21 protein-coding genes and 1 pseudogene are annotated in these 25,700 nt (G+C 66.3%); 7 read left to right on the plus strand and 15 right to left on the minus strand.

Going from position 1 to position 25,700, the window contains the following annotated elements; all coding sequences use genetic code 11:
* The first annotated feature begins 8 nt into the window (after nt 1–8).
* Nucleotides 9–878 (plus strand): DKNYY domain-containing protein, encoded by an 870-nt coding sequence (locus tag C1A30_RS29745; RefSeq protein ID WP_101951803.1) that lies wholly within the window; start codon nt 9–11, stop codon nt 876–878.
* Here the strand turns inward: C1A30_RS29745 and C1A30_RS29750 are convergent.
* The 3 genes from C1A30_RS29750 to C1A30_RS29760 form a co-directional block, all read right to left on the minus strand.
* Nucleotides 864–1,340: a hypothetical protein gene (locus C1A30_RS29750; protein ID WP_101951804.1), complete on the minus strand. Its 477-nt coding sequence runs from the start codon at nt 1,338–1,340 to the stop codon at nt 864–866. The two genes, C1A30_RS29745 and C1A30_RS29750, sit on opposite strands and share 15 nt — an antisense overlap.
* Before the next feature lie 4 nt (nt 1,341–1,344).
* Nucleotides 1,345–3,432 carry a DUF4185 domain-containing protein gene (locus C1A30_RS29755; protein WP_101952976.1) on the minus strand — a complete coding sequence of 696 codons (2,088 nt, stop codon included), beginning with the start codon at nt 3,430–3,432 and terminating at the stop codon, nt 1,345–1,347.
* A gap of 121 nt (nt 3,433–3,553) precedes the next feature.
* Nucleotides 3,554–3,919, minus strand: a complete 366-nt coding sequence (locus C1A30_RS29760; protein ID WP_101951805.1) for a hypothetical protein — start codon at nt 3,917–3,919, stop codon at nt 3,554–3,556.
* Between the two features lie 57 nt (nt 3,920–3,976).
* Between C1A30_RS29760 and C1A30_RS29765 the strand changes: the two genes are divergently transcribed.
* Nucleotides 3,977–4,684 carry a cutinase family protein gene (locus C1A30_RS29765; protein WP_101951806.1) on the plus strand — a complete coding sequence of 236 codons (708 nt, stop codon included), beginning with the start codon at nt 3,977–3,979 and terminating at the stop codon, nt 4,682–4,684.
* On the opposite strand, the gene C1A30_RS29770 is transcribed toward C1A30_RS29765, so the two are convergent.
* The 7 genes from C1A30_RS29770 to C1A30_RS29800 all read right to left on the minus strand — a co-directional run bounded on the left by C1A30_RS29770 (nt 4,671) and on the right by C1A30_RS29800 (nt 14,742).
* Nucleotides 4,671–6,248: a peptide ligase PGM1-related protein gene (locus C1A30_RS29770; protein ID WP_101951807.1), complete on the minus strand. Its 1,578-nt coding sequence runs from the start codon at nt 6,246–6,248 to the stop codon at nt 4,671–4,673. The genes C1A30_RS29765 and C1A30_RS29770 overlap by 14 nt on opposite strands.
* Complete coding sequence (locus tag C1A30_RS29775) at nt 6,245–7,366, minus strand: adenylate/guanylate cyclase domain-containing protein (protein ID WP_101951808.1); 1,122 nt, start codon at nt 7,364–7,366, stop codon at nt 6,245–6,247. Before C1A30_RS29775 ends, C1A30_RS29770 begins: the two co-directional genes overlap by 4 nt.
* The gene (locus C1A30_RS29780) at nt 7,366–7,746 is read right to left on the minus strand and encodes a response regulator (protein ID WP_101951809.1); all 381 of its coding nucleotides are present in this window, start codon (nt 7,744–7,746) and stop codon (nt 7,366–7,368) included. The genes C1A30_RS29775 and C1A30_RS29780 overlap by 1 nt, the downstream gene beginning before the upstream one ends.
* On the minus strand, nt 7,743–9,932 hold the full coding sequence (locus C1A30_RS29785; RefSeq protein WP_101951810.1) for a GAF domain-containing protein: 2,190 nt from the start codon (nt 9,930–9,932) through the stop codon (nt 7,743–7,745). The genes C1A30_RS29780 and C1A30_RS29785 overlap by 4 nt, the downstream gene beginning before the upstream one ends.
* A 70-nt stretch (nt 9,933–10,002) precedes the next feature.
* Nucleotides 10,003–11,265 (minus strand): DUF445 domain-containing protein, encoded by a 1,263-nt coding sequence (locus tag C1A30_RS29790; protein WP_101952977.1) that lies wholly within the window; start codon nt 11,263–11,265, stop codon nt 10,003–10,005.
* Nucleotides 11,262–11,927 carry an Abi-alpha family protein gene (locus tag C1A30_RS29795; RefSeq protein WP_235010262.1) on the minus strand — a complete coding sequence of 222 codons (666 nt, stop codon included), beginning with the start codon at nt 11,925–11,927 and terminating at the stop codon, nt 11,262–11,264. Before C1A30_RS29795 ends, C1A30_RS29790 begins: the two co-directional genes overlap by 4 nt.
* Before the next feature lie 61 nt (nt 11,928–11,988).
* Nucleotides 11,989–14,742: a LuxR family transcriptional regulator gene (locus C1A30_RS29800; RefSeq protein ID WP_101951811.1), complete on the minus strand. Its 2,754-nt coding sequence runs from the start codon at nt 14,740–14,742 to the stop codon at nt 11,989–11,991.
* Between the two features lie 464 nt (nt 14,743–15,206).
* Here C1A30_RS29800 and C1A30_RS29805 point away from each other — a divergent pair, with 464 nt between their 5' ends.
* The gene (locus C1A30_RS29805; protein ID WP_101951812.1) at nt 15,207–16,802 is read left to right on the plus strand and encodes a hypothetical protein; all 1,596 of its coding nucleotides are present in this window, start codon (nt 15,207–15,209) and stop codon (nt 16,800–16,802) included.
* A gap of 110 nt (nt 16,803–16,912) precedes the next feature.
* Nucleotides 16,913–17,074: a hypothetical protein gene (locus C1A30_RS35880; protein WP_200828464.1), complete on the plus strand. Its 162-nt coding sequence runs from the start codon at nt 16,913–16,915 to the stop codon at nt 17,072–17,074.
* Between the two features lie 7 nt (nt 17,075–17,081).
* On the opposite strand, the gene C1A30_RS29810 is transcribed toward C1A30_RS35880, so the two are convergent.
* Complete coding sequence (locus C1A30_RS29810; RefSeq protein ID WP_101952979.1) at nt 17,082–17,693, minus strand: TetR/AcrR family transcriptional regulator; 612 nt, start codon at nt 17,691–17,693, stop codon at nt 17,082–17,084.
* Between the two features lie 49 nt (nt 17,694–17,742).
* Here C1A30_RS29810 and C1A30_RS29815 point away from each other — a divergent pair, with 49 nt between their 5' ends.
* The 3 genes from C1A30_RS29815 (at nt 17,743) to ponA2 (ending at nt 22,474) form a co-directional block, all read left to right on the plus strand.
* Nucleotides 17,743–18,768: a Rieske 2Fe-2S domain-containing protein gene (locus C1A30_RS29815; RefSeq protein ID WP_101951813.1), complete on the plus strand. Its 1,026-nt coding sequence runs from the start codon at nt 17,743–17,745 to the stop codon at nt 18,766–18,768.
* A 5-nt stretch (nt 18,769–18,773) separates the two neighbouring features.
* Entirely contained in the window at nt 18,774–19,856 is a 1,083-nt protein-coding gene (locus C1A30_RS29820; protein WP_200828465.1) for a dihydrodipicolinate reductase, read from the plus strand.
* A gap of 101 nt (nt 19,857–19,957) precedes the next feature.
* Nucleotides 19,958–22,474, plus strand: coding sequence for a transglycosylase/D,D-transpeptidase PonA2 (ponA2, locus tag C1A30_RS29825; RefSeq protein ID WP_235010398.1), 2,517 nt, complete (start codon nt 19,958–19,960; stop codon nt 22,472–22,474).
* Here ponA2 and C1A30_RS36255 read toward each other — a convergent pair.
* From C1A30_RS36255 to C1A30_RS29845, 4 genes and pseudogenes are all read right to left on the minus strand, one after another.
* A pseudogene (locus C1A30_RS36255) lies at nt 22,437–23,339 on the minus strand (MBL fold metallo-hydrolase); the annotation flags it as partial. The gene ponA2 and the pseudogene C1A30_RS36255 sit on opposite strands and share 38 nt — an antisense overlap.
* A complete protein-coding gene (locus C1A30_RS29835; RefSeq protein ID WP_101951815.1) occupies nt 23,275–24,168 on the minus strand; it encodes a sucrase ferredoxin in 894 nt (297 codons plus the stop codon). The pseudogene C1A30_RS36255 and the gene C1A30_RS29835, both read right to left, overlap by 65 nt.
* Entirely contained in the window at nt 24,165–25,412 is a 1,248-nt protein-coding gene (locus tag C1A30_RS29840; RefSeq protein WP_101951816.1) for a cupin domain-containing protein, read from the minus strand. Before C1A30_RS29840 ends, C1A30_RS29835 begins: the two co-directional genes overlap by 4 nt.
* The gene (locus C1A30_RS29845) at nt 25,384–25,629 is read right to left on the minus strand and encodes a BatC protein (RefSeq protein ID WP_101951817.1); all 246 of its coding nucleotides are present in this window, start codon (nt 25,627–25,629) and stop codon (nt 25,384–25,386) included. Before C1A30_RS29845 ends, C1A30_RS29840 begins: the two co-directional genes overlap by 29 nt.
* Between the last annotated feature and the right edge of the window lie 71 nt (nt 25,630–25,700).

Below are 25,700 nucleotides of genomic sequence, written 5' to 3' on the forward strand. Positions count from 1 at the left end.
ATCAACGCATGCGCAGATCGATTGCAGCCCTGTGTCTGCTGGCGGTGACGCTGACCCAGGCCTGCAGCGGTAACAAGACACCCAACTCGCTGTTCGACGCCGCCGGCTACCACGTGCGTGGGGACAAGGTCTACTACCTGGCCGCGTTCCCCGGCAACGCGTTCGAGATCACGGGCGCCGATCCGGCGTCGTTCAAGGCGTTCGACACCACCTACGCGAAGGACAACGCAGCCGCCTATTTCGACGGCCATCCGATATCCGGCGTCGACGCAGCGACTTTCGAAGTACTCGGCCGCGGCGGGTTCGCCAAGGACCGCAGCCGCGTCTACCAACTGGACCGGCCGATCAGCGACGACCCCGCCCACTTCGAACTGCTCGACGGCGGACTGTCCAAGGACAGCACCGCGGTGTACTGGACCGACGGCGGGATACTGTCCGACGACCCAACACATTTCGCGGTCGTCGCGAACAACGACCACTACCTCTTCACGAAGGACGGCCGGACCGTGCACGTGAACGGTAATCCGATCGCAGGCGCCGACCCGGCCACGTTCCGGGTCGTCGGAGGCGCCTACGCGCAGGACGCCCGGCACGTGTTCTACTTCGCCGACCCGGTGGCGGTCGCAGATGCGGCGTCGTTTCGTCCGCTCGACGGGCCGTACGCACGCGACGACGCCCGCGTCTACTGGATGGGCAAGGCGATCGACGGCGCCGACCCGGCCACCTTCCGCGTGCTGAACGCCGCCTTCGAATGTTCCGCGGACGCCGAGCGCGCCTACTACCGGCAGACCGTCATCGCGGGCGCCGACCCGCGGGACTTCGAGCCTGGGCGCGCCGTCACCAACTGCAGCGAGACGTCGATCTCATTCGCGGACTAGCGTCCATAGGCAGTGGCCGCTCATCTCTATCGAGTACAGCTGCGGCAGCATGTGGAACGAAAGTGGTTGGCCAGGTTCGCTTTCCGCAGTTTGCGGGGGGCCGACGACGCCGGCTTCGACGACGGCCCGTTGCTCGGCGCGGCAGCGACCGTTCGCGTCCAGCGGGGTGGCTGTCCAGTCGCCGGAGGTGACGCTGGGATTGCGCAGGCCCTGGCCGTGCAGTGTCATCGTCGGTCCGAAACTCAGCCACCGGTCGTTCGGCGGCGGGGGAGACGTGACCGTCTGCCATCGACCGTCGGTGCACAGCAGCGGCATCTGCGCGTCGGCAGGCCAGGTCATCACGTCGGCCAGGTCCGAAGCACACGGCGTACCGTCCAGGGGCGCGGACGGATCCGCGGGCGCAACGGGCGCAGTGGCCACCGCCGCTGACACCACTGCGGCTGCGATTGTCATCCGTCGCATGGGATCACACCTTAGTCAGGTCGGTACGCATCAACATCACGTTGTACTCCGACCACAGCGATAGATTCCAGTACAGGTCGGTGCCCGTGCCCAACGTCGATGGCGACCACGGATGCATCATCGGCGCGTAGATGCCGCCGTTTTGCTGCTTGAGAATGGTTGTCGCCGTAGACCATTTGCCCTGTGGCGAGTCCGCGGTGCGGATCACGATGTTGTTGAACTGGTCGCCGTAGAGCACCACGTACTTGTTGAGCGACTTGTTGTACTGCACGGACATTTCGCTGACGGTGTTACCCGCCTTGGCCACCCCGCATGCGCCGGATTCCTTGCCGAACACCGAGGTGGCCTTGCTCGGGGCATTCTTGTACCACCCGGCGGGCGTACTCGAGAACCACGTCTTGGTGCCTTTGCGGTAGTACTCGTACTTCGAGACATCCAGGATGTCCTGCGGCAGCACCCGGGCGACGTACGCCGCGCCTTGCCTGCCGTTCGGCGTGCCGTAGGCGTACACGTAGCCGTCGTTGCCCATCACGAACGCCTGCTGCTGGAAGTTCTTGTTACCGCCCGAGTTCATTCGGACACTCGTCGGGGCGACCAGCCAGTTCTCGCCGTTGTCCACCGAATACGCGATGGCCGAATAGTTCGTCGTCCAGGAACCAGGATTACCCCACTGCTTGACCGACATGAAGCTCATGTACTGCGTCGCCCCGTACTTGGTGCCGGGGGTCTGCAGCGAAATCCCCGCCGTCGGAATCAGCGTCACCCCCGTCGGCAGACCGGCGGGCAGAATCTCCTTGAAGATGACCGGACGCGCCGAGGTGGGGCTGTTCAGTGGGGCGCCGCCGAACATGTTGCCGTTGAACCACTCTCCGTCGGGTATCGACATGCCGTCCACGAGCAACGTGTCGCCGCTGCGCAGAATGGTGTTGTTGCGCCAATAGCCGCTCATCTGGTCACCGCCGAAGGTGTCGCCGACGGCGATGAGCACCTGGTGCTCGTTGATCAGTGTCTTGGGGTCGTCGGGAATTCCGTTGTCCCACATGACGCCGACGTCGGTGCCCCAGATGTCGAAGCGTTGGTCGGTGTTGTTGGGCAGGAAGTTTCCCGTCACCCAGTCGACGAACTTGGTCGACGGGCTCAGCTGCTGACCGGGGTACGGGAAGTTCGGCCGATCCGGCACCAGGGCCGCCAACGCCAGACTGGTGAGCCGCTGCACCGGTGATGCGGTATCGGTGGGGCTACCCGCCAGCGCGGCGAAGAAGTTGTCGAACTCCCTGCGGGCGAACGCAAGCAGGCTCCAGATCAGCGGTGGTTGGGCCGGCGTCGTCGGCGCGTTGCCTGCCAACGGATTCAGCACGAAACCGATGACGTTGGACACCAGCTTGGTCACTGCGGTCAGCGGGTTCTGGGGTGTGGTGGGGACCTTCGGGGCCTGGGTGTCCAGCGTGGTGACCGCGGCGGCCGTCTTGGGCGACATCATGGTCGGCATCATGGTCGGCGAGGCGGCGGCAAGTGTGCGCGCGTCGGCGAAAACGGCTATGGGGTCGGCGAGGTCGGCTGATCGGATCGATACCGCCGGATCCGCGACGGATGACACGGCGCGCGCAGTGGGCGACGGGGCCGATTTTTCGACGGCTTTGGCCGACGCCTTCTTCGTGCTGGTCGGCTTCGGCTGCGGAGTCGCACTGGGCTCAGCGGGCTCGGGCGTGGGCGTCTCGGGCTCAGACGCTTCGGATTCGGGCGTCGGCACGGTCGTCGGCTTGGTCACCGTGCCGCCGGATGTTCCGGTGTTGGTCTGGGCGGTGACGACGCCCTTCACGGGTCCCGTGGTGGCTTTGGTGTCTTCGGACCCTGCCGTGTCCTTGTCCGAATCGGAGGTGACGGGCTGAGAGGAGGTTTCGGTGTGGGTGGTGGTCGAGGTGGTGGTCTTGGTTTCGGTCCCGCCCGACCCGGTCTCGGTCGAGGTGTCAGACGGTGGGTCCGAATCGGTGGTGTCCGCGACGGCGACCCCGTGCCCCGTGGCGATCGCGGTGCCAACTCCGAGCGCGACCGCAAGCCCCCCGACCCGGCCGACAAACGCTGCGGCTCCCATGACGTGCATTAAAGCGAATCGAACAACTGCCCACAGCAAAAGGGACAAACGTCCCACAAATCACATCAGTCGCTGTGGTCTTGATCTTGTTGGGGTTTTCGATCGGTGCTTGCCAAGGGAGCTACGGGAGCAGGCCGGCTTTTCGGAGCGCTTCATCGTAGAGGTCGATGGCTTCGGTGATGCCTTCGCCGACCCAGGCGTCGACGATGCCCACCTGGTCGGCGACCAACTGCACCCGGTTGACCCACACCTGGAAGTCGTCGTCGCGGCGCAGCCTGTCGATCTGCTCGTTCGTGCCCTGGATCAGGATGAAGCCGCCCAACTCGGTCGTCTGCGGCTTCAGGATGCTGATGTCGAAGCGCTCGATGCGGCGATCGTTGGTGAGTTCCTCGAGGTAGCCCCTTGTCTCCCTGAGCAGTTCGAGGGCGTGGAGTTCGCGGCCCTGCGTCGGTAGCCCCCATGCGATCCAAAACCCGGCGTCCGCCATGGCCCCTAGCTTTATCGTGTTTGACAAAGACAAACAACTGGGTACTGGAGATCCGTCATGACCAGTCACCGAATACTTCGTTTCGTCCGGGCTGCGGGTGTCGCGATCGTGACAGCGGCGGCCCTGTTGAGCGGGCCCCCTCCCGTCGCCTCAGCCGAACCGTGCTCCGACATCGAGGTGGTGTTCGCGCGCGGAACCAGCGAGCCGCCGGGCGTCGGCGGCGTCGGTCAGGCGTTCGTCGATGCGCTGCGTGTCAGGGTCGGCGACCGATCGCTGGCGGTTTACCCGGTCAACTACCCGGCGAGCAGCGATTTCACCGCGGGCATCGAGTTCGCGGCGACGGTGGTCGAAGGCATCAGAGACGCGGCCAACCATGTGCAGGCGACGGCCGCCACCTGCCCGAACACCAAGATCGTGCTCGGCGGATTCTCCCAGGGCGCCGCGGTGGCAGGGTTCACCACTTCCGCGGTCGTCCCCGACGGGGTTCCTGCCGCGTTCGTCCCGCAACCGATGTCGCCCGAGGTGGCCAACCACGTCGCCGCCGTGGTGCTGTTCGGCAAGCCGTCGGATCAATGGCTTCGCGACGCCGGGGCGCCGACCGTCGTGATCGGCCCGCTGTATGCACCCAAGACCATCGATCTGTGCGCCGACGGCGACACCATCTGCAACGGTGCTCCGCTGGGCGGGCCGACCCTCGCGCACGCTTCGTACGGCTTCAACGGCATGGTCAACCAGGCCGCGGACTTCGCCGTCAGTCGGTTGTGACGAAGCCTTCCTCGAGCGCCTGTTCGGCCTCCTCGAGGACCACGGATTGGGCTTTCTCGTAGATCTGCCACGCGTCCTGCGGGGTGTCGCCGACCGCGGTCAGGCCGACGCGACCGCATTCGGTCAGGCAGCTGATCATGTGGAAGACCACCCCTGTCCGCCGGGCCTGATCGAAATGCAGGCCGTGGCGCACCACGACGTCGAACAGTTCACGCACGGTCAACGCCTTGAGTCGGTCGTCCTCGAAGTGGTCCGTGGCGACCAGATACTTCTCGTTGCCGCTCGGCGTGAGAAACACCCCACGCGCGCCGTCGTAGCTGCCGTCGGTGAGGAATTGCAGCGTGAGGAACGGATGTGTGGTGCCGCCCTTGCGAAGGTTCAGTTCGATCGCGTACGGCGTCCACGCGCCGGTGCTGTCCTGCACCACAACGAAATCCACCGCGAACCTGCCCAGCGCGCCGAGTTCGGCGAGGCGTCTGCCGATGACCATGGCCGGCTCGGCGATCGCGGCGGCGTATTCGGGATTGGCCGGGAACACGCAGCCCAGATACTTCTGCCCGCTGGCCCCGCCGAGCAGTTGGTCGTGGGTGGATAGCAGTTCGACAGTGCCGTCGGGCAGGGCCCGCATCTGGACACTCGGACTGGTCAGCGCCTCCCCGGTGATGCGCTCCTCGACGATGCCGCCGTGCTTCTCGAACGCGTCCAGATAGGCCGCCACCGAGAGGTTTTCGGCTTCGGGTTGCATGTGCATCAGGCGGTCCCGGATGGCGGCAGCCTCGTCCGGTGAGTCCGGGGCGGGGAGGTCGCTCAGGTCGACCATCGCGTTACCCGCGCCGGAGACTCCTTCGTTGAGCTTCACGATCGCCTGGCTCAGCGACGGCCGCCGGGCACGCATGCTCTGCACGCCAGCGACGATGTCGTCGACGGTGTGCAGGTCTTCTGCCCCGACCGGGCAGCGCACCCCGAGTTCCTCGAACATCCGGCGGCAACCGGTTTTACTGCCGAGGTCTTCGAGTCGGGGATCAGCGCCGTACATCGGGATCCGCAGGCTCAGCGCGACATCACGTTCCAGTGGTGTGGTGTTGTAGGGGATGAGGTGGCTGCGGGCGGGATTGGGAATCAGCGATCGGATCTCCCGCAACAGTCGCGGCCGCGCAAGCAGTTTCGAACTCAGGGGGGTGGCCGACGCGTCGCCGACGGGAACCAGTGTGAGCCGGGCGCGGGCGTGGCTGGGGATGACGCCGGGCAGCAGACCCAGGTAGTACTCGATGATCGACTCCGAAATCGGTTGCGACGTCACGTATATCATCTGCAACCGCGGCTGCCGAAGCAGCAGCAGCAGGAACAGTGCGCGTTCCTCCATCGCCTGCATGACGGTGCCGCTGCCCGCGGTGGTGCGTTCGATGCTGATCGACGGGACGACGACGACCGATTCGTCTTCCATGTCCAGCCGCATCGATTCCCAGACGGCTGGCATCGTTGTTTGCAGATCGTCGAACAGCCGATAGCATTCGTCGTCGTCGAGCTGCGACAGTGTGCGACCAGGCGCGTCCAGTTGTGTCATGGTTCCCCCTGTTGTTCCTTGAGCGCGCTGATGTTGTGCACGCGCACCGTGCGACTGAATCCTTTTGGTGCCACGTCGCCGACCATCTCGGCCACGGCGATGTGTTCGGTGGCGGCGAGCACGCGGTCGGTGACCCGCACCTCCCACGGGAGGGCGTCCGAGCACAGCCGGGCGGCCAGGTTGGTCACGCTGCCGATGGCCGCGTAGTCGAACCGGCCTTCGAAACCGATCCGCCCGAGCGTCGCAAAGCCTTGTGCGATACCGATTCCCAGCGACAGCGCGAATCCGTACCGTTGCCAGCGGGTGGCGTGGTCGCGGACGGCGTCGCGGATCTCCAACGCCATCCGGACCGCGCGCTCCGCGGAGTCGTCGTAGGAGATGGGATCGTTGAAGAAGACCATGACGCCGTCGCCGGTGAACCGTTCGAGCGTGCCGCCGTACGCGTGCACCAAGGCTCCTATCGAGTGGTGGTACTCGGCAAGCACGCCCATCACTTCCTCTGGCTCACTGGTCTCGGCGAACGGAGTGAAGTTCCGCAGATCGGTGAACAACACCACGATTTCGCGGCGGTGACTGGCCAGCAGCGTCTCGTCGCCCACGACGAGGTCGGCAAGCTGCGGGGACAGGAAGCGGCGGAGCCGATTGGTCCGCTCGAGTTCGTCGACCTGCCGGGCCACCCGGGACTCGAGTTCGGCGTTCCATTCCGCCAGTTCGGCGGCTTGACGCCGGATGGTGTCGTGGTACCGCTTGATCCGCGCAAGCGACGCGACCCTGGCGAGCAGTTCGCTCTTGTCGAACGGTTTGGTGACGAAATCGTCGGCGCCGGCCTGCAAAGCGACCAACCGCTGTTCGCTTCCGCTGGCGGTGATCATCACCACCGGCAGGAATTCTGTTGCGGGGTTTGCCCGTATCCGTCGGCAGACCTCGTAACCGTCCATCTCGGGCATCAGGATGTCGAGCAACACCAGGTCGATGTCTTCGGCGTCGAGCACTCGTAACGCCTCAGCACCGGACTGCGCCGTGAGCACCCGATGCCCCCGCGGCGTGAGCACCGCGTCGAGGAGTTTGAGGTTGGTGGGCTGATCGTCGACGGCCAGCACGGTCGCGGTGGCGTCCATCAAGCCGGCCGCCCGGCGAGGAACGCTTCGATCTGACCGGGCAGTGCGCGCACGCTGATCGGCTTCTCGACGTATCCGTCGAAGCCGGCCTGCGATGCCCGCGCTTTGTCTTCGGCCATCGCCAGCGCCGTCACCGCGACGACAGGGACGTGCGGACCGAGCGTGTCCTGCCGCAGTCGGCGCAGTGTCTCGGCTCCGTCGATGCCAGGCAGTTGCAGATCCAGCAGCACCAGATCGGGTGCGGTCTGTTTGGCGACGCGCAGACCTTCCTCACCGGACTGTGCCTCGACGACGTCGTAGCCGGCGAAACTGAGGACATCGCGAACCAGCTTGAGGTTCAACGGATTGTCCTCGACGACGAGGATGCGCCTGGGCGTCACAGGGCGCCCACCTGTTTCAACGCGTCCATCAGTTCCTCGCGTCCGATCGGCTTGCGCAGGTACACGTCGGCGCCCGACGAGAGGGCACGCGTCCGGTCGTCGACATCCGTGGCGACGACGACCGGGATGGCCGCGGTGGCGGGGTCCTCCTTGAGTTCGGTGAGCACCTGCCAGCCGTCGCGGCGTGGCAACCCGATCTCGAGCACGACGGCCGCCGGCAACTGCGTGCGCGCGATCGCGAGTGCCTCGACGCCGTCTTTGGCGCGCAGCACCCGCGTCGGCGATCCGTCCAGATAGGCCGAATTCAAATCCAGTGACGCCCAGTCGTCGTCGACGAGCAGGATCGCGGGAAGGTGCTCCGGCGTGGGCGCACCACGGCGCAGCACGCCGGGGATCGAAAACCCGAACGTTGCACCCTCGCCGGGGGTGCTGTGCAGCCACATCCGCCCGCCCCACAGCCAGACGAACCGGCGGGACAGCGTCAGTCCGAGGCCGGTACCCTCCTCTTTCGGCGCGCCGCGGGGGCCCTGTTGGAATGACTCGAAGATCCGCTCCTGGTCCTCGAGAGGTACCCCGATGCCGGTGTCGGTCACCGTGATCTCGAGGTCGTCCTGCTCGCGGTAGGCGCGCAGCGACACCGATCCGCCGTCGGGAGTGAACTTGACGGCGTTGGTCAGCAGATTGAGCACCACCTGCTTGAACTTCCGCTCGTCGGCGTCGATCGTGCTGATCTCGTCGGCCACGTCGACGTCGACGGTGATGCCGTGTTGAGCCGCCCGTTCGCGGACCATCGCCAGGCAGTACTCCACTGCGGTGCCGACGTTGAACGTGGTTGGCTCCAATACCATTTGGCCAGCCTCGACCTTGGAGAGGTCGAGGATCTCGTTGAGCAACTCGAGCAGGTGCTTGCCGGAGGTCCAGATGTCGCGCAGGTATTCGTCCTGGCGCTCGTTGAGCTCGCCGAACATCCGATCCAACAACACCTCCGAGAAGCCGATCACCGCGTTGAGCGGGGTGCGCAATTCGTGCGACATGCTGGCCAGGAACTCGGATTTGTGTTGGCTGGCGACTTCGAGTTCTATTGTCTTGGTTTGCAATTCGCCGTACAACCGCGCGTTGACGATGGCCAGTGCGGACTGCCCGGCGAACGTCTCGAGTAACTCGACGTACGGGCCGAACGACCCTGTGCTGCGCCGTCGGATCACCAGCACACCGAGAATCCGCTCGCCGCGCAGGATGGGCACCGCGAGCACCGACCGCCAGCCGTTGCGATACAACGCCTCCAGATGCGGATCGAGGTCGACGGTGGTCAGGTCCGGCACCTCGAGGGTGCGGTGGGCGGTGGCCGCACGTCCGACAAGCGTCGAGTCGCGGTCGATCACCATGGCGCGCAACGCTTTCAGCAGATCAGGGTCGGTGCCTGCGGTGGCGCGAACGTGAAACGAGTTGCTCGGTTCGTCGTACTCCATGATCGAACCGCCGTCGGTCGCGGTCAGCCGCACCGCGTTGCTGACGATCTGGTCGAGCACCTCGTCGAGGTCGAGGGTGGAACCGACCGCGTCGCCGACGTCACGCAGCGCCTCGAGTTGTGCCACCTTGCTGCCGAGTTCGCGGAGCAGCGCCACCTGTCGCATCACGATCGCGCCCTGGACGGCGAACTCCTCGAGGAGTTCGCATTCGCGGGCGTTGAACGGCTGGGCGCTGGTCCGCCACATCGACAGCACCCCGACGACCTCGTTCTGCAGCATCATCGGGGTGGACAGCAGCGTGCGGTAGCCCGCCAGTTGCTGTAGATCGGGACGGCCATAGCTGGCGTCGCTGAGCACGTCGGCGATCTGCACCGTGCGCTTCTCCACCGCCGCACGGCCGACGGTGGACGAACTGTTCCTGGCCAGCGGGTGGTCCTGGAGGTACCTGCGGAACTCTTCGGGGATCTTGCCCGACGCACGGGACAACCGGAACGCATCGCCCTCGGGGATGTACAGGTTGGCGGCCTGGGCCCGACACAGGATTTCGGCGCGCTCGAGGATGGTGTCCAGGATCGCCCCCGGGTCGGCGTCGGCCCTGCCGAGCGCAGCGAGGATCTGCCGGCTGGCTGCGGACTGTTCGCGGGCATCTCGTAACGCCTGGTTCAGCTCCGTCGAAGCCCGCGACACCCGCGTGGTGCGCTCGCTGCGTTCGGCCACCGATTCCTCCCCCCGGAGACCTTCTCAGTGTGGCCCCCCTTGACCGCGGTTGACAGCGGATTGGGCGCGGTCAGTGCCCGAACTGTTCGATGATCAGCACCTGCAGCTCGCCGACCACCCCGCCGAGGACGCCGCCTACGGCGACCATCAACGGCTCGTCGTCCTTGAAGACCGGCCGGAGGATCGATTCGTACTGCTCATTGGTGAGCTGGTTCATCTTCTCGACGATGGTGTTCTCGAGGTCGATGACGTCGGCCGCGTAGTCCTGCGCTTTGAGCAAGGTGGACGGGAACCGTTCGAGGACAAGCTCGACCACTCGGTCCTTCAGTGCGCGATAGCGTTTGGTGCCGACCGCGAGCGCGACGATCGGGCCCGCGATCCCGGTCTGCGCGTCGACCGCCGCCTCGACTTCCTTGGCGGCCAACGCGAACAGCTTGTCCGAGCCGGGGCCGGAGATGATGCCGTCGAAGAGGATCTGCGGCGCGAAAAGGTCGTCGGCGAGGATCCTGGCGTAATCGCGGGTGATCTTGTCGCGTTGGGCGTGCAGCAGCCCCTGGAACCTGACGATGCCGAAGAACTTCTTCGGCTGCACCGGCCGGAACAACATGTTCAGCGCGATGTAGTCGCTGAGGAAGCCGACGGCGAAACCGAACGCAGGCATGATCCACGGATTCTTGAACAACGCCCATGCGACCATCTGCACCAGCCCGATAGCGAAGCCGAAGTAGATCCCGCTGCGCCGCACGAACGCCATCGCGTCGTCGCTGAGGCCGCGCATCAGCTTGATGAGTTTGTCCTTGTTGCGCACCAGCGTCGTGACGGCGAGGAATTGCAGGTCGACGTAGCGGTCCAGGTCCGCCTTCATCCCGTTGAGCAGGTTCTCGGTGACACGCGGGGCTTGTGCGTGAATCCGTTCCTGGATGGCTCTTTTGGCGGCATCGGGTAGCGAGTCCCACAGCCCCGGGCGGATTTCCTCGGCGAGGTCGCGGGTGATCTCGTCGATCGCCTGGTTGAGCGGAACTCGCAGCGCCTCAACGGCTTCGGCGGCATCGATGCGCTCGAGCAACTCTTGGGGTTTGAGCAGGTTCGCCGTCAGCAATTCGATGGTCTTCGAGCCCACCTTGCCTGCTCGTCGCGGCACGATGCCCTGCCAGCCGACCGGTCCGATGCCCTTGAATTCCAGCGGCCGGTAAATCATCTCCAGCGCAACGATTTTCGTGCTCCAGCCGACGAACGCCGCCACGAACGGCATCGAAAGGTAGATCAGCCAGTTGGCACCGAAGTCATGTTTGATCTCATCCCAGGTCTGCAGCGCGACCACGAGATGGGTCACGGGCCGTCCTGTTGCATGGTCGCCGCCCACAACGCCTGCCCAAGGCTGGACAACGTCAGCGTGTACTTGTCGACTTTCGCGGCCAGCGGTCCGCGCGAGGCGGTCTTGATCGCGGCGAGCACCGAACTCTCCGCCATCAGCACCTCGTAGTCGTCCTTGAGATCGGGGTCTTCCGGTCCGATCTCCACCAGGCCGAGCGACAGCAGGTGGCTGACATACGACGGAACCATCTCGGGCAATGCGACGTTGGCCGTCCGCCCGATCAGCGACGCATTCTCCAGCACCGCCCGGCCCTGAACACGACGGCGGGTCCAGTCGTGCACGCTCACCACCGGCGACGACGACCCGTCAGACAGTGCGCTGATAATCCGCGCCTCGTCGGCGACCAACTGGTCGAGGATGTGGTGGAACAACTCCATCCGGCTGCTGCTGGTGCTGTTGTCCAGCGCCCGGTCCAACAGGCCACGCATCTTCGAGCTCAGCGCATCGGTGTCGGGCTCCTTGGCGGGCGGCTGTGCCGGGCTCGCAGGCTCGGACTCCTCGGGCTGCTCGCCGAGCAGCGCCATCAACTGTTCCTGGGTGCGGATGGACGTGCGAAGCCAGAACTTCGCGACACCCGACGCCATGCCGACGAGCCCGAACGGATCTTGGGAGTTCGCCACGGGTGAACCGTAACGTCTGCGCCAGTCGATCATCACGATCAGGCGCAAAATCGGCAGGCGGTTAAGAGCCTGTCCCCGACGACCCGGATGTGTGCTCGCGGTGCGCGATCGTCAGTTGCACCCGGGACTTGACGTCCAGCTTCCGGAACACCGCCCTCAGGTGGGTGTTGACGGTGTTCGGCGATACCCCGAGCTCGGCCGCGGCCGAGCGGTTGGTGTGCCCGGTGCTGATCAGGTCGACCACCCGGTACTCAGTAGGCGTCAGTGCCGCCCAGCCGGTCGCAGGCCTTGGCGCGGGCGCACTGATCCGGACGCCGCGAATGCCGTGGCTGCGAAGAAGTTTCGCCACGGTACGGCTGCCGGATTGGGCGCCGACGCGTTGGTAGATCTCGGCCGCTTCCAGCAGCGCGTCGATCGCCTCGCGGGACCGGTCGACGGCCAACAGCGTCGACCCGTAATCGGTGAGCGCATCGGCCAGCAGTAGCGGACGCGGCGATTCACGCAGTACCTGTACCGCCCTGGCAAGCAGCGCGGAGTCGCCTGTCAACGAACCGTGGATGTGCAACGCGGTGCCCTCCAGCGTGGGCACACCCGGATTGCGCTGTGCCGCAAGGTCGGCGATGTGGGCCGCCTTGCGTGCGAACTCGCGATCTCCGCCGTCCAGGCCGATCCGCGCCAGGATTCGCATCCACGGCGGCGACCACGGCCACGGGTCACGGAAGTCCTCGATACCGTCGAGCAGCGGATTGAGGATCGCGAGGCTGGCCGCGTAGTCACCTGCACTGGCCTTCAGCCAGCCCTGCATCAACCGTAGCCGCGGTACCGTCTCCTCGGCCGCGACCGGGGCCAACAGCTCGGTCGCCCTTGCGAATTCGCCCCGGTACCTGGCTACCGCGGCGAGCACCATCCTGGCATTGAGCCGGAACCCGTAGTTCCCTGTCTCGTCGGCAAGGCGCAACAGGGTGCGCGCGCCCGCCTCGGCGGCATCCAACCGACCCAGGTTGTGGTCCTGCCACATCTGCGCGTACAGGATCGCGGGCGCCTGGCTGTCGGCGTCCTGATGCGCTTCGCGGATCTTGACCAGCATGGCTTCGGCGTCGTCGTAACGGTCGAGGTGCTGCAGGGTGCGGATCTCCTCGGCTTCGTACGCCGAATCCGACAGCCGGCGAAGGTCGGAGAACCGCTCGAGCGCGAGTCGATGGCGGCCCTCGTTGCGGGCCGTCTCGATCAACGCGACGACGGACAGGCGCTGAGAATAGGTGTCGCTGAGGCGGTTTCCCTCGGCAAGCGCGGCCTGCGCCATGGTCTCGGCGCGCGCCGCCGACTGGGTGCGCGACGCGGCCAACGCCTGCGCCGCGGACAGCTGAGCGCGCGCAGCCGCTGACACTCCGGCGATCGCCAGAGCGGCGCCCGCCCGGCGTTCCATCTGTTCGCAATCGTTGGCGCACCACAGCGCACGACAGGCCTGCAATTCGACGCGGGCGATGGTCTCGGCATCGTCCGCGACCGCGAGTAGCCGATCCGCGACGGCCAACGCCTCGCCGTCGCGCTGCACATTGACCAGCGTCTCGACCGTGCGCTCGCCTGCCAGCAGCCAGAGCGGATGCCCCTGGGTCGTCAGCGCGAACGCCTGCTGCGCCAGTTCGGCGGCCTGATCGGGCATCGACACCATGCATTCCCTGGCCGCCTGTTCCAAGGCGAGCACGGCTTCCTCGTCGTCTTTGGTGGCGCACGCGCGGAAATGGTTGGCCGCGGCCAGCGCCGAACGGCCGTCGCCGACGATGAAGCGGGCGCACGCGCGGTGCAGCGCGCGACGGTCTCCCGGCGGGATGTCCGCGTACACGGCTTCGCGGACGAGGTCGTGCGGAAAGAAGACTTCACCGTCGACGCTGCCGAGCAGTCCGTTGTCGACGCCTTCGCGGGCCAGTAAGGCGAGTTGGGCTTCCGACATGCTGCCGAGCAGGTGCCCCGCGTCGGCGAGGGTCATGGCGCGACCCCATACGGCGGCCAGCCTGATAAGGGCGGCCGCGGGCCCCGACAAGCTGCCGACCCGCGCCCGGACGCCGACGGACAACTCGGCGTGCAGGTCACCGGCGTCCTGTCCGCGCTGGTGCCGTCGGGCCAGCCCCTCGATCACCTGCACGGCCCAGAACGGGTTGCCGCCGACGCCGCCGAGAAGTTTGCGGGTCTGCACGGACGGTTCGGCGCCGAGCAGATCGGTCGCGATGCCGTCGATGTCGGCGAGCGTCAGCGGCCCGAGTTCGATGCGGGTGATTGTGGTGGCGTCGTCGATGCCGGCGATCAATTCGTCGAGCGGGTCGCTGGGCTGCCACCGACTGGTGACCGCCCACACCACGGGAGACCCGGCCAGCCTCGCGGGAAGGACGCGCAGCGCGAACCTGGTCAGCCGGTCGGCCCACTGCACGTCGTCGATGGCGATCAGCACCGGCCCGTGCGCGGCCAACTCCTCGAGCAGCGCGCTGATCCGGTCGACCAGCCACAGCGGCTGGTCGTAGAGCGGCGCGAGACTGGCGAACGCGTCGGCAGGCAACAGCGGGTGAGGGCCCGAGCGAAGCGACACCAGCAGCGGTGCACCGGGTGCGATCTGGTCGCCTTGTTCAGCCTTGCCGCTGCCCACCTTGTACCCGGCACGTGAGGCCTGTTCGACGATGGCACGCAGCACCGCCGACTTGCCGATACCGGGTTCGCCGCTGACCACGACCACGGCGCCCTGGCCGGTGCGGGCCGCTCGATCCAGAGCGTTCAGCGCCTTCGACATCGCGTCGCTGCGCCCTCGTAGCGCGATCCGCGCCATCAGTCGTTCATTCCGTCGCGCCCCATATCGGTGCTTTGAGGCCACGCACCCCCGACGGGCCGAACAGTGTTACGTAGTGACTAACGCCGATTCGCCAGAATGATTCCGTTGGTCCGGTGCGCCTGGTAGCGCAAACACGCGAGATCGACCGCGCAGTCGCTACCGCAGCGCTTCGGTGGCTTGCGTTGGCTCGTCGGAACGTGTGAGACGGCGCGCCACGGCGGCCCAATCGAGGGATATCGGTCGTCCACGGCGACTTCTGATCTGACGTGAAAGCGTCGGTGAACTGCAAAGACGCTCGGCTGCAACGCATTTTGGCAAACATCTACTGCGAGGCTCCCGAGAGATCATCAGATCACGCGATAGGCAACTAACGCCGTTGGTGATTAAGTCATCGCTGCTTGTGACATTACTCGCAAGTAAGTTCCGGCAGTGCCGGCGATGACCAGCCAAGGGGTTTTTCAATGCAAGTTGCCAGCCGTCCATACGCCACCGCGGGCATCGCGCTGGTCGGCGCCAGCGTGATAGCCGTATCTCCGATCGCGCCGGCACTACCCGACGTCCACGTTCCGAGCCCGGCGCAGGTAGCCAGGTCGGTCGAGCTGGCCGCCGCAGAGCTGGCGACCACCCCAATCAGCTACCCGCAGGTGTTTCAGGAGGCCGTCACCAATCTGCAGGCCATCCTGAAGGCCGCGCAGGCAAATCCGACACCGATCCTGAGTCAGGTGCTCGCGAACCAGATCGCGACGGTCAAGGCCCTCGCCGCGGTGCTACCGACAACTTCCCCACTGGGGACGATCGCGGCTCTGCCAAACGCCGCGACGACTCTGTTGTCAGGGCTCGCCGGAACCGAGCCCGGCGCGGTTCAAGGCCTCCTCACGGCGATTCAAACGGCACTCGGTCAAATCTCCACCGCGGTGACGTCGACAGCGCCGCCGCTGCTGCAGGCCGCCCTCGGTGACCTGACAAAGGGCAGCGTCGAGGACGCAATCAACAACGTGCTGAGCGCCGCCATTGCGACGGTGTTCCCGGTCCAAGGGACGATTCAGCCGCTCCTGGCCGCCACCGTCACCACGCCGTTGCAGGCAGTGGTGGACGCGATCAACAGCGTCGGGCCGCTCGGGACGATCATCTCGAACCCCTTGCAGAATGTGGTGAACGTGATCAATGCCGTCCAGGACGGTGGTGTGGTGTCGCCTCTCTCGCAGGTCGTCACCGGGCTCCTAGGGCCGGCGATCAGCGGCGCGAGCGCCTTCGGTGCTGCGCTCGACAATGTCGGCGCGGCCATCGGCGCCGGCAACCCGGTGGGTGCGCTGGCGGCCATCGTCAACGGCCCGGCAACCGTCTTGGATGGCGTGCTGAACGGCGGGTTCGGACCGAACCTGGCCTCCGTTGCCGGCTTCCCCCCGGATTTGGTCACCGTCGTGGCAGGCGGCCTCCTGAGCGGGCCACTCAATATCACGTCGTTGAACCCGCTGACCGTCCAACTCGCAGGCACCATCAACTCGCTGCAAGCGCTGGCGCAGGCGATTGCGAAGGCGCTTGTTCCGCCTGCGGTCACGCCCGCGGTGAAGACCTCGACGCTGACCGCGGCTGCGGCGCTGCCCGCCGCGCCGGCCAAGACGATCACGCTGAAGACGGGCTCCGCCGCGGAGTCGACTGCCCCGGCCAAGTCGGACACCTCCGCTGAGGCGACCGCGCCGGCTGCGGAGAAGCCCGCGAGCACCGACACGAAGTCGACGACGACCGAATCCACCAGCGCCACCAAGGATTCGACCAATTCGACGACTTCGACGACCAAGCCCGAGTCGACCAAGTCCACCGACGGGGGCACCGACGTGACGACCGGAAACAAGGTCGACCCGAAGCCGACCTCGGGCTCGGAGTCCACCAAGGCCGGCGGTGACACCACCGGTTCGACCACCGCCGACAGCGCATCGGCCTCGAAGCCCGACACGTCGGCGTCCTCGAGCACGTCGACGTCCGGCGGCGCGGCCAAGAGCACCGCGGGCCCGAAGCACGCCAAGATCGGCCCGAAGCACGCCAAGGGCGGCAAGTAACTCCTTCGACAGGCAGGCCTTCCCCGTCAAAGCGATGGGGGAGGCCTGCTTTGGTATCCGTGCCGGACACAGGTTTCGCCAGCGCCAGATCGGGCCACCCTGCGGTCGACATGACGCACCAACAGGACGCACCCAGCACGCCGAAGGACGCCAGAGAGGCGACCGACGACCAGCGCGAGCTGCAACGAGAGCTCGACCACCGTGACGGCGACCAGGACGCCCCTGGCCGGCACCAAACCCGACACGACGTGCCCGACGAGTCAGGTCGTTGACGTCGACTCAGTCGCAGGCCGGACGGTGGACGTACGCCACGATGGCGTTGGTCAACCCACGCCGCGCCAGATCCAGGTCGTAGTACGAACCCAGTTGGCGTTCGGAGGCCAGGCCGCGCATCGCGCCGGGGATGAATGAGGCGACCTCGCGCACGCGTTCGGGGTCGACATCGACGTCGCGGAACGCCTGCTGGCACGCCTCGATCCAGCTCCGTCCCCACGATTGCAACTCAGCGGCTGTGCGCGGGTAGAGCCGTTCCAACTCGGCGCCGTCGCGGGGTAGGGCGGCGCGCAGCGTCTCGATCGCGCGCGAATCCGGTGCGGACAACCCGTCGAACAACAGGTCGATGATCGCCGCCACCCGTTCTCGAAGCGGCGCAAGGGGATTCGCGTTCGACGGCAACTGACCGCGCCGCTCCGCGGTGCGCCGTAACACCGCTGCCCACAAGCCGTCGATATCGCCGAACTGGTACTTGACCGCGCCCCAGGTGGCGCCCGCGTCTTTCGCGATGCGGTTGGCCGACGCCGCGGCGACATCACCCGTTGCCAGCGCGCGAAGTGCCGCGTCGAGCATGGCGTCGCGCGTCGCCTGGCCGCGGCGGTTGCTCCGTCGGGTCATCGGGTCCGGCACTTGACGAATGATAGAGCCCTCTGTGATTCTTGTCGACATGGCCAAGCCGCCACTGTCCATGAAGCCGACGGGCTGGTTCCAGGTCGCGTGGTCAGACGAGGTCGGCGTCGGCGACGTCCACGCGATGAAGTACTTCGGCCAGGAGTTGGTCGCGTGGCGATCCGAGTCCGGCCGGGTCACGGTGATGAACGCATACTGCGAACACCTCGGCGCGCACCTCGGGTTCGGCGGGCACGTCGTCGGCGAGGTGATCCAGTGCCCGTTCCACGGCTGGCAGTGGGACCAAGAGGGCCGCAACGTGTGCATCCCTTACGAGAGCAGACCCAACCGCGGCAGGCGGATGACGACCTATCCGGTGGTCGAGCGCAACGAGTCGATCTACATCTGGCACGACGTCGAGGGCCGCGAACCCTACTTCGACGCACCCGACGTGTTCGCCAGTTTCCGGGACGGCAGCAGCGTGGCCGACTACTACCCGCAGCAGCGGTTGTTCGAGCGTGGCCACGAACTGCACCCGCAGTACGTGCTGGAGAACGGCGTCGACTTCGCGCACTTCAAATACGTCCACCAGACGCCGATCAACCCGATCTTCACCAGGCATGACTTCGCCGAACCGGTCTCCTACGTCGACTTCACGATCACGTTCGAGGGCGACGATCAGCAGTCCATCGACGACGTCCGTAGTGGCGTCGAGGCGATCAACGGCGGGCTCGGCATCGCCGTGACCAAGAGCTGGGGGATGGTCGACAATCGCACCATCTCGGCGATCACCCCGGTCGACGAGTCGACCTCCGATGTCCGGTTCATGGCCTACATCGGCCGCACCCCCGGCAAGGACTCCGAGCGGGCCGCGCGAAAAGCCGCCGAGTTCGGCGAGGAGATCATCCGCCAGTTCCGTCAGGACATCCACATCTGGTCGCATCAGCGCTACTCCGATCCGCCCGCGCTGGCCAGCTCGGAGTACGAGGGTTTCACCGCGATCCGCAAATGGGCCATGCAGTTCTATCCCGACGGCCGCGGAGGCAGCGCCGCGGACCTTGCCTCGACCGATCAGAAGGGTTGATCCTGTTGTCGAACAAGCCGATTCGCGTGTTTCAGGTCGCCACTGGCAACGTGGGATCCGAGATGATCAGGCGCTATGGAGCCCAGTCCGACCTGCAACTGGTGGGGGTGCACTGTTACTCGCCGGAGAAGATAGGCAAGGACGCGGGCGAACTGGCGGGCATCGAACCCAACGGCGTGATCGCCACCGGCACCATCGACGAGATCATCGCCGCCAAACCCGACGTGCTGACGTTCCACGGGGTCTTCCCCGACGAGGACCTCTACGTCAATGTGCTCGAGGCCGGCATCAACATCGTCACCACGGCCGACTGGATCACCGGTTGGCACCGCGACACCAACCATCCGCATCCGTCGGGTAAGCCGGTCAGCCAGTTACTGGCCGAGGCGTGCGAGCGAGGCTCGTCGTCCTTCTACGGCACGGGCATGAATCCCGGACTGAACCAGATTCTCGGCGTGGTCTGCTCGGCCGACGTCGCCGAGATCGAGAACGTCACCACCATCGAGTCCGTCGACGTGTCATGCCACCACAGCAAGGACACCTGGATCGAGGTGGGCTACGGCCTGCCGGTCGACGATCCGAGCATCCCTGGCAAGCTCGAGAAGTACACCCGGGTGTTCGCCGACAGCGTGCTGATGATGGCCGACTGCTTCGATCTGCAACTCGACGAGGTCAAGTTCAGCTACGAATTGGGCGCATGCACCAAGGACGTCAATCTGGGATGGTATGTGTTGCCGAAAGGTTCGCTGGGCGGCAACTACATCAAGTATCAGGGCATGGTCGACGGCGTGCCACGGGTGGAGACCCACCTGGAGTGGCAGATGACGCCGCACACCGATCCGAATTGGGATATCAAGGGCTGCTACATCACTCAGATCAAGGGCGACCCCTGTGTCTACAACAAACACATGATCTTCCCGAAACCCGGAGTGGATCTGTCGAATCCCGACAACTTCGCCTCGATCGGCATGACGGTGACTGGCATGCCCGCGCTGCATGCGATCAAGTCGGTGGTCGAGGCGCCGCCTGGACTGCTCACCAGTGCGGACCTTCCGCTGCGAGGGCTCGCCGGTCGGTTCAAGGTCTAGCTGGCAGAACGGGTTTCATCATTACGCGGTATTCGGGCGGCGCCTGCGAATAACCTGAACGCGTGTCGGAGGGGCGGCCGACGTGGGCATGCGTCAGGAGGATGGCCGGCTGTTGCGTGATGGCCGGAGCGCTGGCGGCGGCCTTGATGTTTCCTGTCGTCGGCGGCATCGGGTTGATGTCCAACCGCGCGGCCGACGTCGTCGCCAACGGGTCGTCGCAACTGATCGCTGGTGATGTACCGCAGGTGACGACGATGGTCGACGCGCAAGGCCAGCCGATCGCCTGGCTGTACACGCAGCGGCGGTTCGAGGTGCCGACGGACCGGATCTCGAACGCGATGAAGTTGGCGATCGTCTCGATCGAGGACAAGCGCTTCGCCGAACACAACGGCGTGGACTGGCCGGGCACGTTGACGGGGTTGTCCGGGTACCTCGCGGGTAATCCGGACACGCGCGGCGGTTCGACGATCGAGCAGCAGTACGTGAAGAACTACCAGTTGTTGGTCACCGCGCAGACCGACGCACAGCGGCGTGCCGCCGTCGCGCTGACCCCGGCGCGCAAGATGCGCGAGATCCGAATGGCGCTGGCGCTGGACAAGGCCATCAGTAAAGCCGAAATCCTGACCCGCTATCTGAACCTGGTGTATTTCGGCAACGGTGCGTTCGGCGTGCAGGACGCCGCGCAGACCTACTTCGGGATCAACGCCTCCGAACTGAACTGGCAGCAGGCCGCGCTGCTGGCCGGGCTGGTGCAGTCGACCAGTCAGCACGATCCCTACACCAATCCCGACAGCGCGATCAGCCGGCGAAACATCGTGCTGGACACCATGATCGAGAATCTGCCCCAGCGCGCCGACGAGCTGCGCGCGGCGAAGGCGCAACCCCTGGGTGTACTGCCGCAGCCGAACGGGTTGCCGAACGGCTGCATCGCCGCGGGCGATCGCGGCTTCTTCTGCGACTACGTGCTGGACTACCTGGCACGGGCCGGCATCAGCAAGGAGCAGGTGGCTCGCGGCGGATATCTGATTCGCACGTCGCTGGACCCGAAGGTGCAGGCGTCGGTCAAGTCGGCGGTGGACAAGATGGCCGACCCGGACCTCGACAGTGTCGCCAGCGTGATGAACGTGATCAAACCGGGCAAGGACACGCACTACGTGCTGGCGATGGCGAGTAACCGGCGGTACGGGCTGAACGACCATGAACACGAGACGATGCAGCCGCTGCCCTTCTCACTGGTCGGCGATGGTGCAGGCTCGATATTCAAGATCTTCACCACCGCGGCGGCGCTCGACATGGGCATGGGCATCGACTTCCAGCTGGATGTGCCTGGGTCGTTCCAGGCGCGCGGGCTCGGCAGCAGCGATACGCCGGGGTGTCCGAAGGAGACATGGTGTGTGCGCAACGCCGGGAACTACCGCGGCTCGCTGAAGGTCACCGACGCGTTGGCCGTATCGCCGAACACCGCCTTCGCCAAGCTGATTCAACAGGTCGGCGTTCCGCGCGCGGTCGACATGGCGGTGCGGATGGGGCTTCGGTCCTATGCCCTTCCGGGGACCGCCAGGTCGTACGACCCCGAAAGCAACGAGAGTTTGGCCGATTTCATCAAGAGGCAGAACATCGGCTCGTTCACGCTGGGGCCGTTCCAGCTCAACGCGCTCGAGTTGGCCAACGTGGCGGCGACACTGGGTTCGGGCGGCACGTGGTGCCTGCCGAACCCGATCGTTGCGATCGTCGACCGCCACGGCAACGACGTGCCGGTGGAAGGACAACCATGTGACCAGGCGGTGCCTGAGGGGCTGGCCAACACGATGGCGAACGCGCTGAGCAAGGACTCCGTCAGCCCGGGCACCGCGGCAGGCGCGGCGTCGTCGGTTGGGTGGGATCTGCCGATGTCGGGGAAGACCGGCACCACCGAAGCACATCGGTCGGCGGGTTTTGTGGGGTTCACGAATCAGTACGCGGCGGCCAACTACATCTTCGACGATTCGAGCAATCCGTCCGGCATCTGCTCATTCCCGTTGCGGAAGTGCGGCAGCGGCAACCTGTTTGGCGGTAGTGAGCCCGCCCGCACCTGGTTCGAGGCGATGAAGCCGATCGCCACGGATTTCGGTGAGGTGCACCTGCCGCCGACCGACCTGCGTTATGTCGACGGCACGTCGGGCAGCCAGGTGCCGAACGTGTCCGGCATGAAGGTTGATGCTGCGCGAGAGCGGTTGCGCAACGCCGGATTCCAGGTCGCCGAGAAGACGACGATGGTGAACAGCTCCGCGTCCTACGGCGCCGTCGTCGGTACGTCACCTAGCGGGAAGACGATTCCTGGGTCGATCATCACGATCAACGTCAGCAACGGCATCCCGCCTGCGCCGCCGCCACCACCGCCGCCACCGCCGGGTGAGCCGCCGCCTCCTGAAGTGCCGCCAGAGGGCATGACCATCGTGGAAATCCGTAGTCCCAGACGGCGGGCACGCACCGGAACACGTCACCGGCGGCCGCCACATGGCAGACCGACGGGAACGGCAGGTGCGTGGCCACCAGCGCCTCGCCTGTCGCCGCGAGTTCGCGCAGCAGACGGACCCGGACGCGGGCCGCTTCCTCGGGGTCGTGTTCGAAGCCGTTGAACCAGTCGGGCTGGTCGAATCCGACCTGGAACACCGCATCGCCTGCGAACGTCAACGCGTTGCCCCCCGACGCCAGCCGGACCACGCTGTGTCCGGGGGTGTGGCCGCCCGTCTTGGTCACCAGCACTCCTGGCGCCACCTCGTGCTCGGTCTCGAACGGTCGTAACCGGCCGCGGTATTCGTCGAGGAACCGGGAGGCGGCGGACCGCAGCGCGTCGGGCACCGGGGCGGGCATGTGGGTGTGGGAGAAGTCGGGCGCCTCCCAGAACTCCGCTTCCGCGGCTGCCACATGGACCCGCAGGTCTGGGCTGAGTTCCTGCTGCAGGCCGTCGCCGAGCAGTCCGCCGACGTGGTCCATGTGCATGTGGGTCAGCACGACGTCGGTCACCGATGCGGGGTCGATGCCCGCGGCGTGCAACCGCATTGCCAGCTGTCCCGCCCGCGGGAAGTCGGGGAACTCGCCGCCCAATCCGGCGTCGATGAGGATGGTCTGGCTGCCGCTGCGCACCACCGCCACGTTCAGCGGCCAGTCGAGCACGTCCGGCGGCAGGAAATTGCCGTCCAACCAGCCGGCCAGGTCGGCCGAGTCGGCGTTGTACGCCATCGTCTGGGCCGGTATCGGCAGCATGCCGTCGCTGATCACCAGCACGTCGAGATCGCCGACCTGCAGGGCGTAGCGCGACGGCACCAACTCGTCGAGACCCTGCGTGCCGAGGTCCGAAATGTTGTCCAAGCTCATGACCGCTCCTCCGTATCCGTGACTGCTTCCTAACGCCCGGAACGGGTGGGGCTGCGCCGATTCATCCCGGCGGTGTGGTGATCGACGCGAGCGTGAAGGTCCGCACCCGGCCGGACACCTGCGCATGGCATTGCGAGAACAGCGGCTCCGACATCTCCTCGGTGAGGCAGACTTCGAGCGGTCCTGTTTCGCTGCTGAGCACCACGCGGATCCGGTGCTCGCCCCGCTCGACTTCGACTGGTGGCAAGCCGGCGATGCGGTCGTCACCGGTGGCCTCGCGGGCGAAGTACTGCGCGGCCTGGACGGCATGCGGCAGCGAGGTACGACCCCGCAGAAACGCGTTGTCAACCCGCCCCTCGAGATACAACCGCACGAGATCCGCCGAATCGGTCGAGTCGACCCGTCCGTAACACAGCCCTTCCGGCAACACCAGCATGGTGGCCGCGAACCGGTCCCCGCCCAAATGCGAGCACTCCCAAGTGAAGTCGGGGTACTTCGCCGCGATCGCCTTACACGCGCTGCGACCCCGAACAGCGCAGCACTGATCGTGCTTACCGTGCGCACAGACCGCGACAAGCGGATCCGTCTGCACGGTGCCGTCACTGCCGTCGAGGGCGATGTCCAGGTACTCGCGCGGATGAGCCACCTCCCCGCCGTACAGCACTTCGCCGCCGACATCGGCGTGCGCGATGAACCATCGCCATCGCGGCGTGGCTGGCCGGCGTCCGTGCTTGCGTATCGCCGCGATGCGCATCTTCGCCGTCTCGACGCGGCGGACGATGGCGCGGCCGAGTTCGGGATCGATGATCGCCGGGGACCGAAGGAACGCCGAATGTCCCCAGCCGCCTGGCAATTCGAGCAGCACCCACGACGAGCCCGCCGAAGCGGTGCCGTACATCGGATCGCCACGGGCAAGCGACTGATCGCTGCATGGCGTTCGCCTGGCCGCGGTCATCCGTTGTCCGGCTCGACAACGGCCTCTCGAAGCAACCGACGGATCAGCACTGCGGCGTCGGTGCGGTCGAGACCCGGCATCGTTGCCGCGTCGACGGCAAGCCCTCGGTGAAGCGCCGCAACGGCCTCCGCGCACGACATCGGGAACGTCATCACCTTGTCGGGCAATCGCAGGACGAGCCGTCCGTCGGTGTGTGCCATCGTGGCCACCAGCCCACGGCGCCAACGGACCCGGGTGGTCACAGCGGATTCCGAAGCGCCGAACGCGGCCAGCGGGCGCACGGCGACGGGCCGTGTCTGCTTGGCGTGCCCCTGGATCAACTGTGCGGCGGCGCCTGCGCTGACGGTGGCCGCCCCGTCGCGCAGCGCATCGACCATTTCCGCCATCACTTTCGTCACCGTCGCGATGATCTCATCCTCGTCGGTGGGATTTCGGCCCAGCGGCAACGACCGTCGGAACGCTTCGGTCGCCGCCAACTGGTCGACGACCGCGCGCGCGACATCCACACCGGTGACCGTGGATACGCCGACCGTCAGGTGGATGGACGTGGTGTCCAACGCCTGCGCCGAATGCACCCAGCCACGCGGTAGGTACAGCGCGTCGCCCTCGGACAGCACCGTGTCGATCACCGGATCGTCGCTCACCCGTTCTGCGATCGCGGAACGGTAGCGAGTCCACGGCTGCGAGGGCAGCGGATGGCTGTGTACGGATTCGTGCACGATCCACCGCTTCTGCCCGGCGACCTGAAGGACGAACACGTCGTGGACGTCGTAGTGCGGGTCGAAGCCGCGATTGCTGGGCGGTGTGATGTAGGCGTTCGCCTGCACCGGATGGCCGACATCGTCGACGACTTGTCGGACGAAGTCGATCAGCGGAGGCCACAGTCGATGCAGGCCCTGCAGCACAATCGTTGCGCCAGAGGCGAATTGGGCGAGCACCTTGGCGGAGTCCACCTGGTCCGGCATCTCCGCGCCGAATCCGGCAGGCCCGAGGTAACAGTCCTTGGCCAGGACGTCGCCTTCCTTGGCCATCCGGATGAACGGCGCGCGTACCCCGCGCTCGGCGATCAGTTCGTCGACCGTCTCAGGTGAGAGCAGGTCCCGGAAATCACGCGGCAGCTCAGTCGCTGGGCTGAGCAACGGTTTATGACCCCAGAACTCGGTGGCGAAGGATTCCGGGTCGATCGCGATGCAGCGACTCAGCGCCGCGAAGCCGTCATGCGGTTCCGTCGGCACCGCCGTCATGGCCTTCGGGGTTGGAGCCGCCGTCGGCCGGGCCTTCGCCGCCCGCCGTACCGTCGGCCCCGCCGTCGTGACCTTCGGGGTTGGAGCCGCCGTCGGCCGGGCCTTCGCCGCCCGCCGTACCGTCGGCCCCGCCGTCGTGACCTTCGGGGTTCGACCCGCCGTCGGCAGTACCTTCGCCGCCGCCCGAGGTGGTGATGTCGTCGTCGTCCAGTGGCATGGTGATCCCTTTCCCGCGATGCGTGCGCTGAGAGTTACCCGCGACGGCTCCGGCGAAACGGGCCCTGGGGG

The organism is Mycobacterium sp. 3519A (genome assembly GCF_900240945.1).
Classification (GTDB): Bacteria; Actinomycetota; Actinomycetes; order Mycobacteriales; family Mycobacteriaceae; genus Mycobacterium.

What these genes read in the sequence shown, in the direction of transcription:
- C1A30_RS29745 (WP_101951803.1), top strand. Translation starts at nt 9, where the DNA reads ATGCGCAGATCGATTGCAGCCCTGTGTCTGCTGGCGGTGACGCTGACC.
- C1A30_RS29750 (WP_101951804.1), bottom strand. Translation starts at nt 1,340, where the DNA reads ATGCGACGGATGACAATCGCAGCCGCAGTGGTGTCAGCGGCGGTGGCC.
- C1A30_RS29755 (WP_101952976.1), bottom strand. Translation starts at nt 3,432, where the DNA reads ATGGGAGCCGCAGCGTTTGTCGGCCGGGTCGGGGGGCTTGCGGTCGCG.
- C1A30_RS29760 (WP_101951805.1), bottom strand. Translation starts at nt 3,919, where the DNA reads ATGGCGGACGCCGGGTTTTGGATCGCATGGGGGCTACCGACGCAGGGC.
- C1A30_RS29765 (WP_101951806.1), top strand. Translation starts at nt 3,977, where the DNA reads ATGACCAGTCACCGAATACTTCGTTTCGTCCGGGCTGCGGGTGTCGCG.
- C1A30_RS29770 (WP_101951807.1), bottom strand. Translation starts at nt 6,248, where the DNA reads ATGACACAACTGGACGCGCCTGGTCGCACACTGTCGCAGCTCGACGAC.
- C1A30_RS29775 (WP_101951808.1), bottom strand. Translation starts at nt 7,366, where the DNA reads ATGGACGCCACCGCGACCGTGCTGGCCGTCGACGATCAGCCCACCAAC.
- C1A30_RS29800 (WP_101951811.1), bottom strand. Translation starts at nt 14,742, where the DNA reads ATGGCGCGGATCGCGCTACGAGGGCGCAGCGACGCGATGTCGAAGGCG.
- C1A30_RS29805 (WP_101951812.1), top strand. Translation starts at nt 15,207, where the DNA reads ATGCAAGTTGCCAGCCGTCCATACGCCACCGCGGGCATCGCGCTGGTC.
- C1A30_RS35880 (WP_200828464.1), top strand. Translation starts at nt 16,913, where the DNA reads ATGACGCACCAACAGGACGCACCCAGCACGCCGAAGGACGCCAGAGAG.
- C1A30_RS29810 (WP_101952979.1), bottom strand. Translation starts at nt 17,693, where the DNA reads ATGACCCGACGGAGCAACCGCCGCGGCCAGGCGACGCGCGACGCCATG.
- C1A30_RS29815 (WP_101951813.1), top strand. Translation starts at nt 17,743, where the DNA reads ATGGCCAAGCCGCCACTGTCCATGAAGCCGACGGGCTGGTTCCAGGTC.
- ponA2 (WP_235010398.1), top strand. Translation starts at nt 19,958, where the DNA reads ATGGCCGGCTGTTGCGTGATGGCCGGAGCGCTGGCGGCGGCCTTGATG.
- C1A30_RS29835 (WP_101951815.1), bottom strand. Translation starts at nt 24,168, where the DNA reads ATGACCGCGGCCAGGCGAACGCCATGCAGCGATCAGTCGCTTGCCCGT.
- C1A30_RS29840 (WP_101951816.1), bottom strand. Translation starts at nt 25,412, where the DNA reads ATGACGGCGGTGCCGACGGAACCGCATGACGGCTTCGCGGCGCTGAGT.
- C1A30_RS29845 (WP_101951817.1), bottom strand. Translation starts at nt 25,629, where the DNA reads ATGCCACTGGACGACGACGACATCACCACCTCGGGCGGCGGCGAAGGT.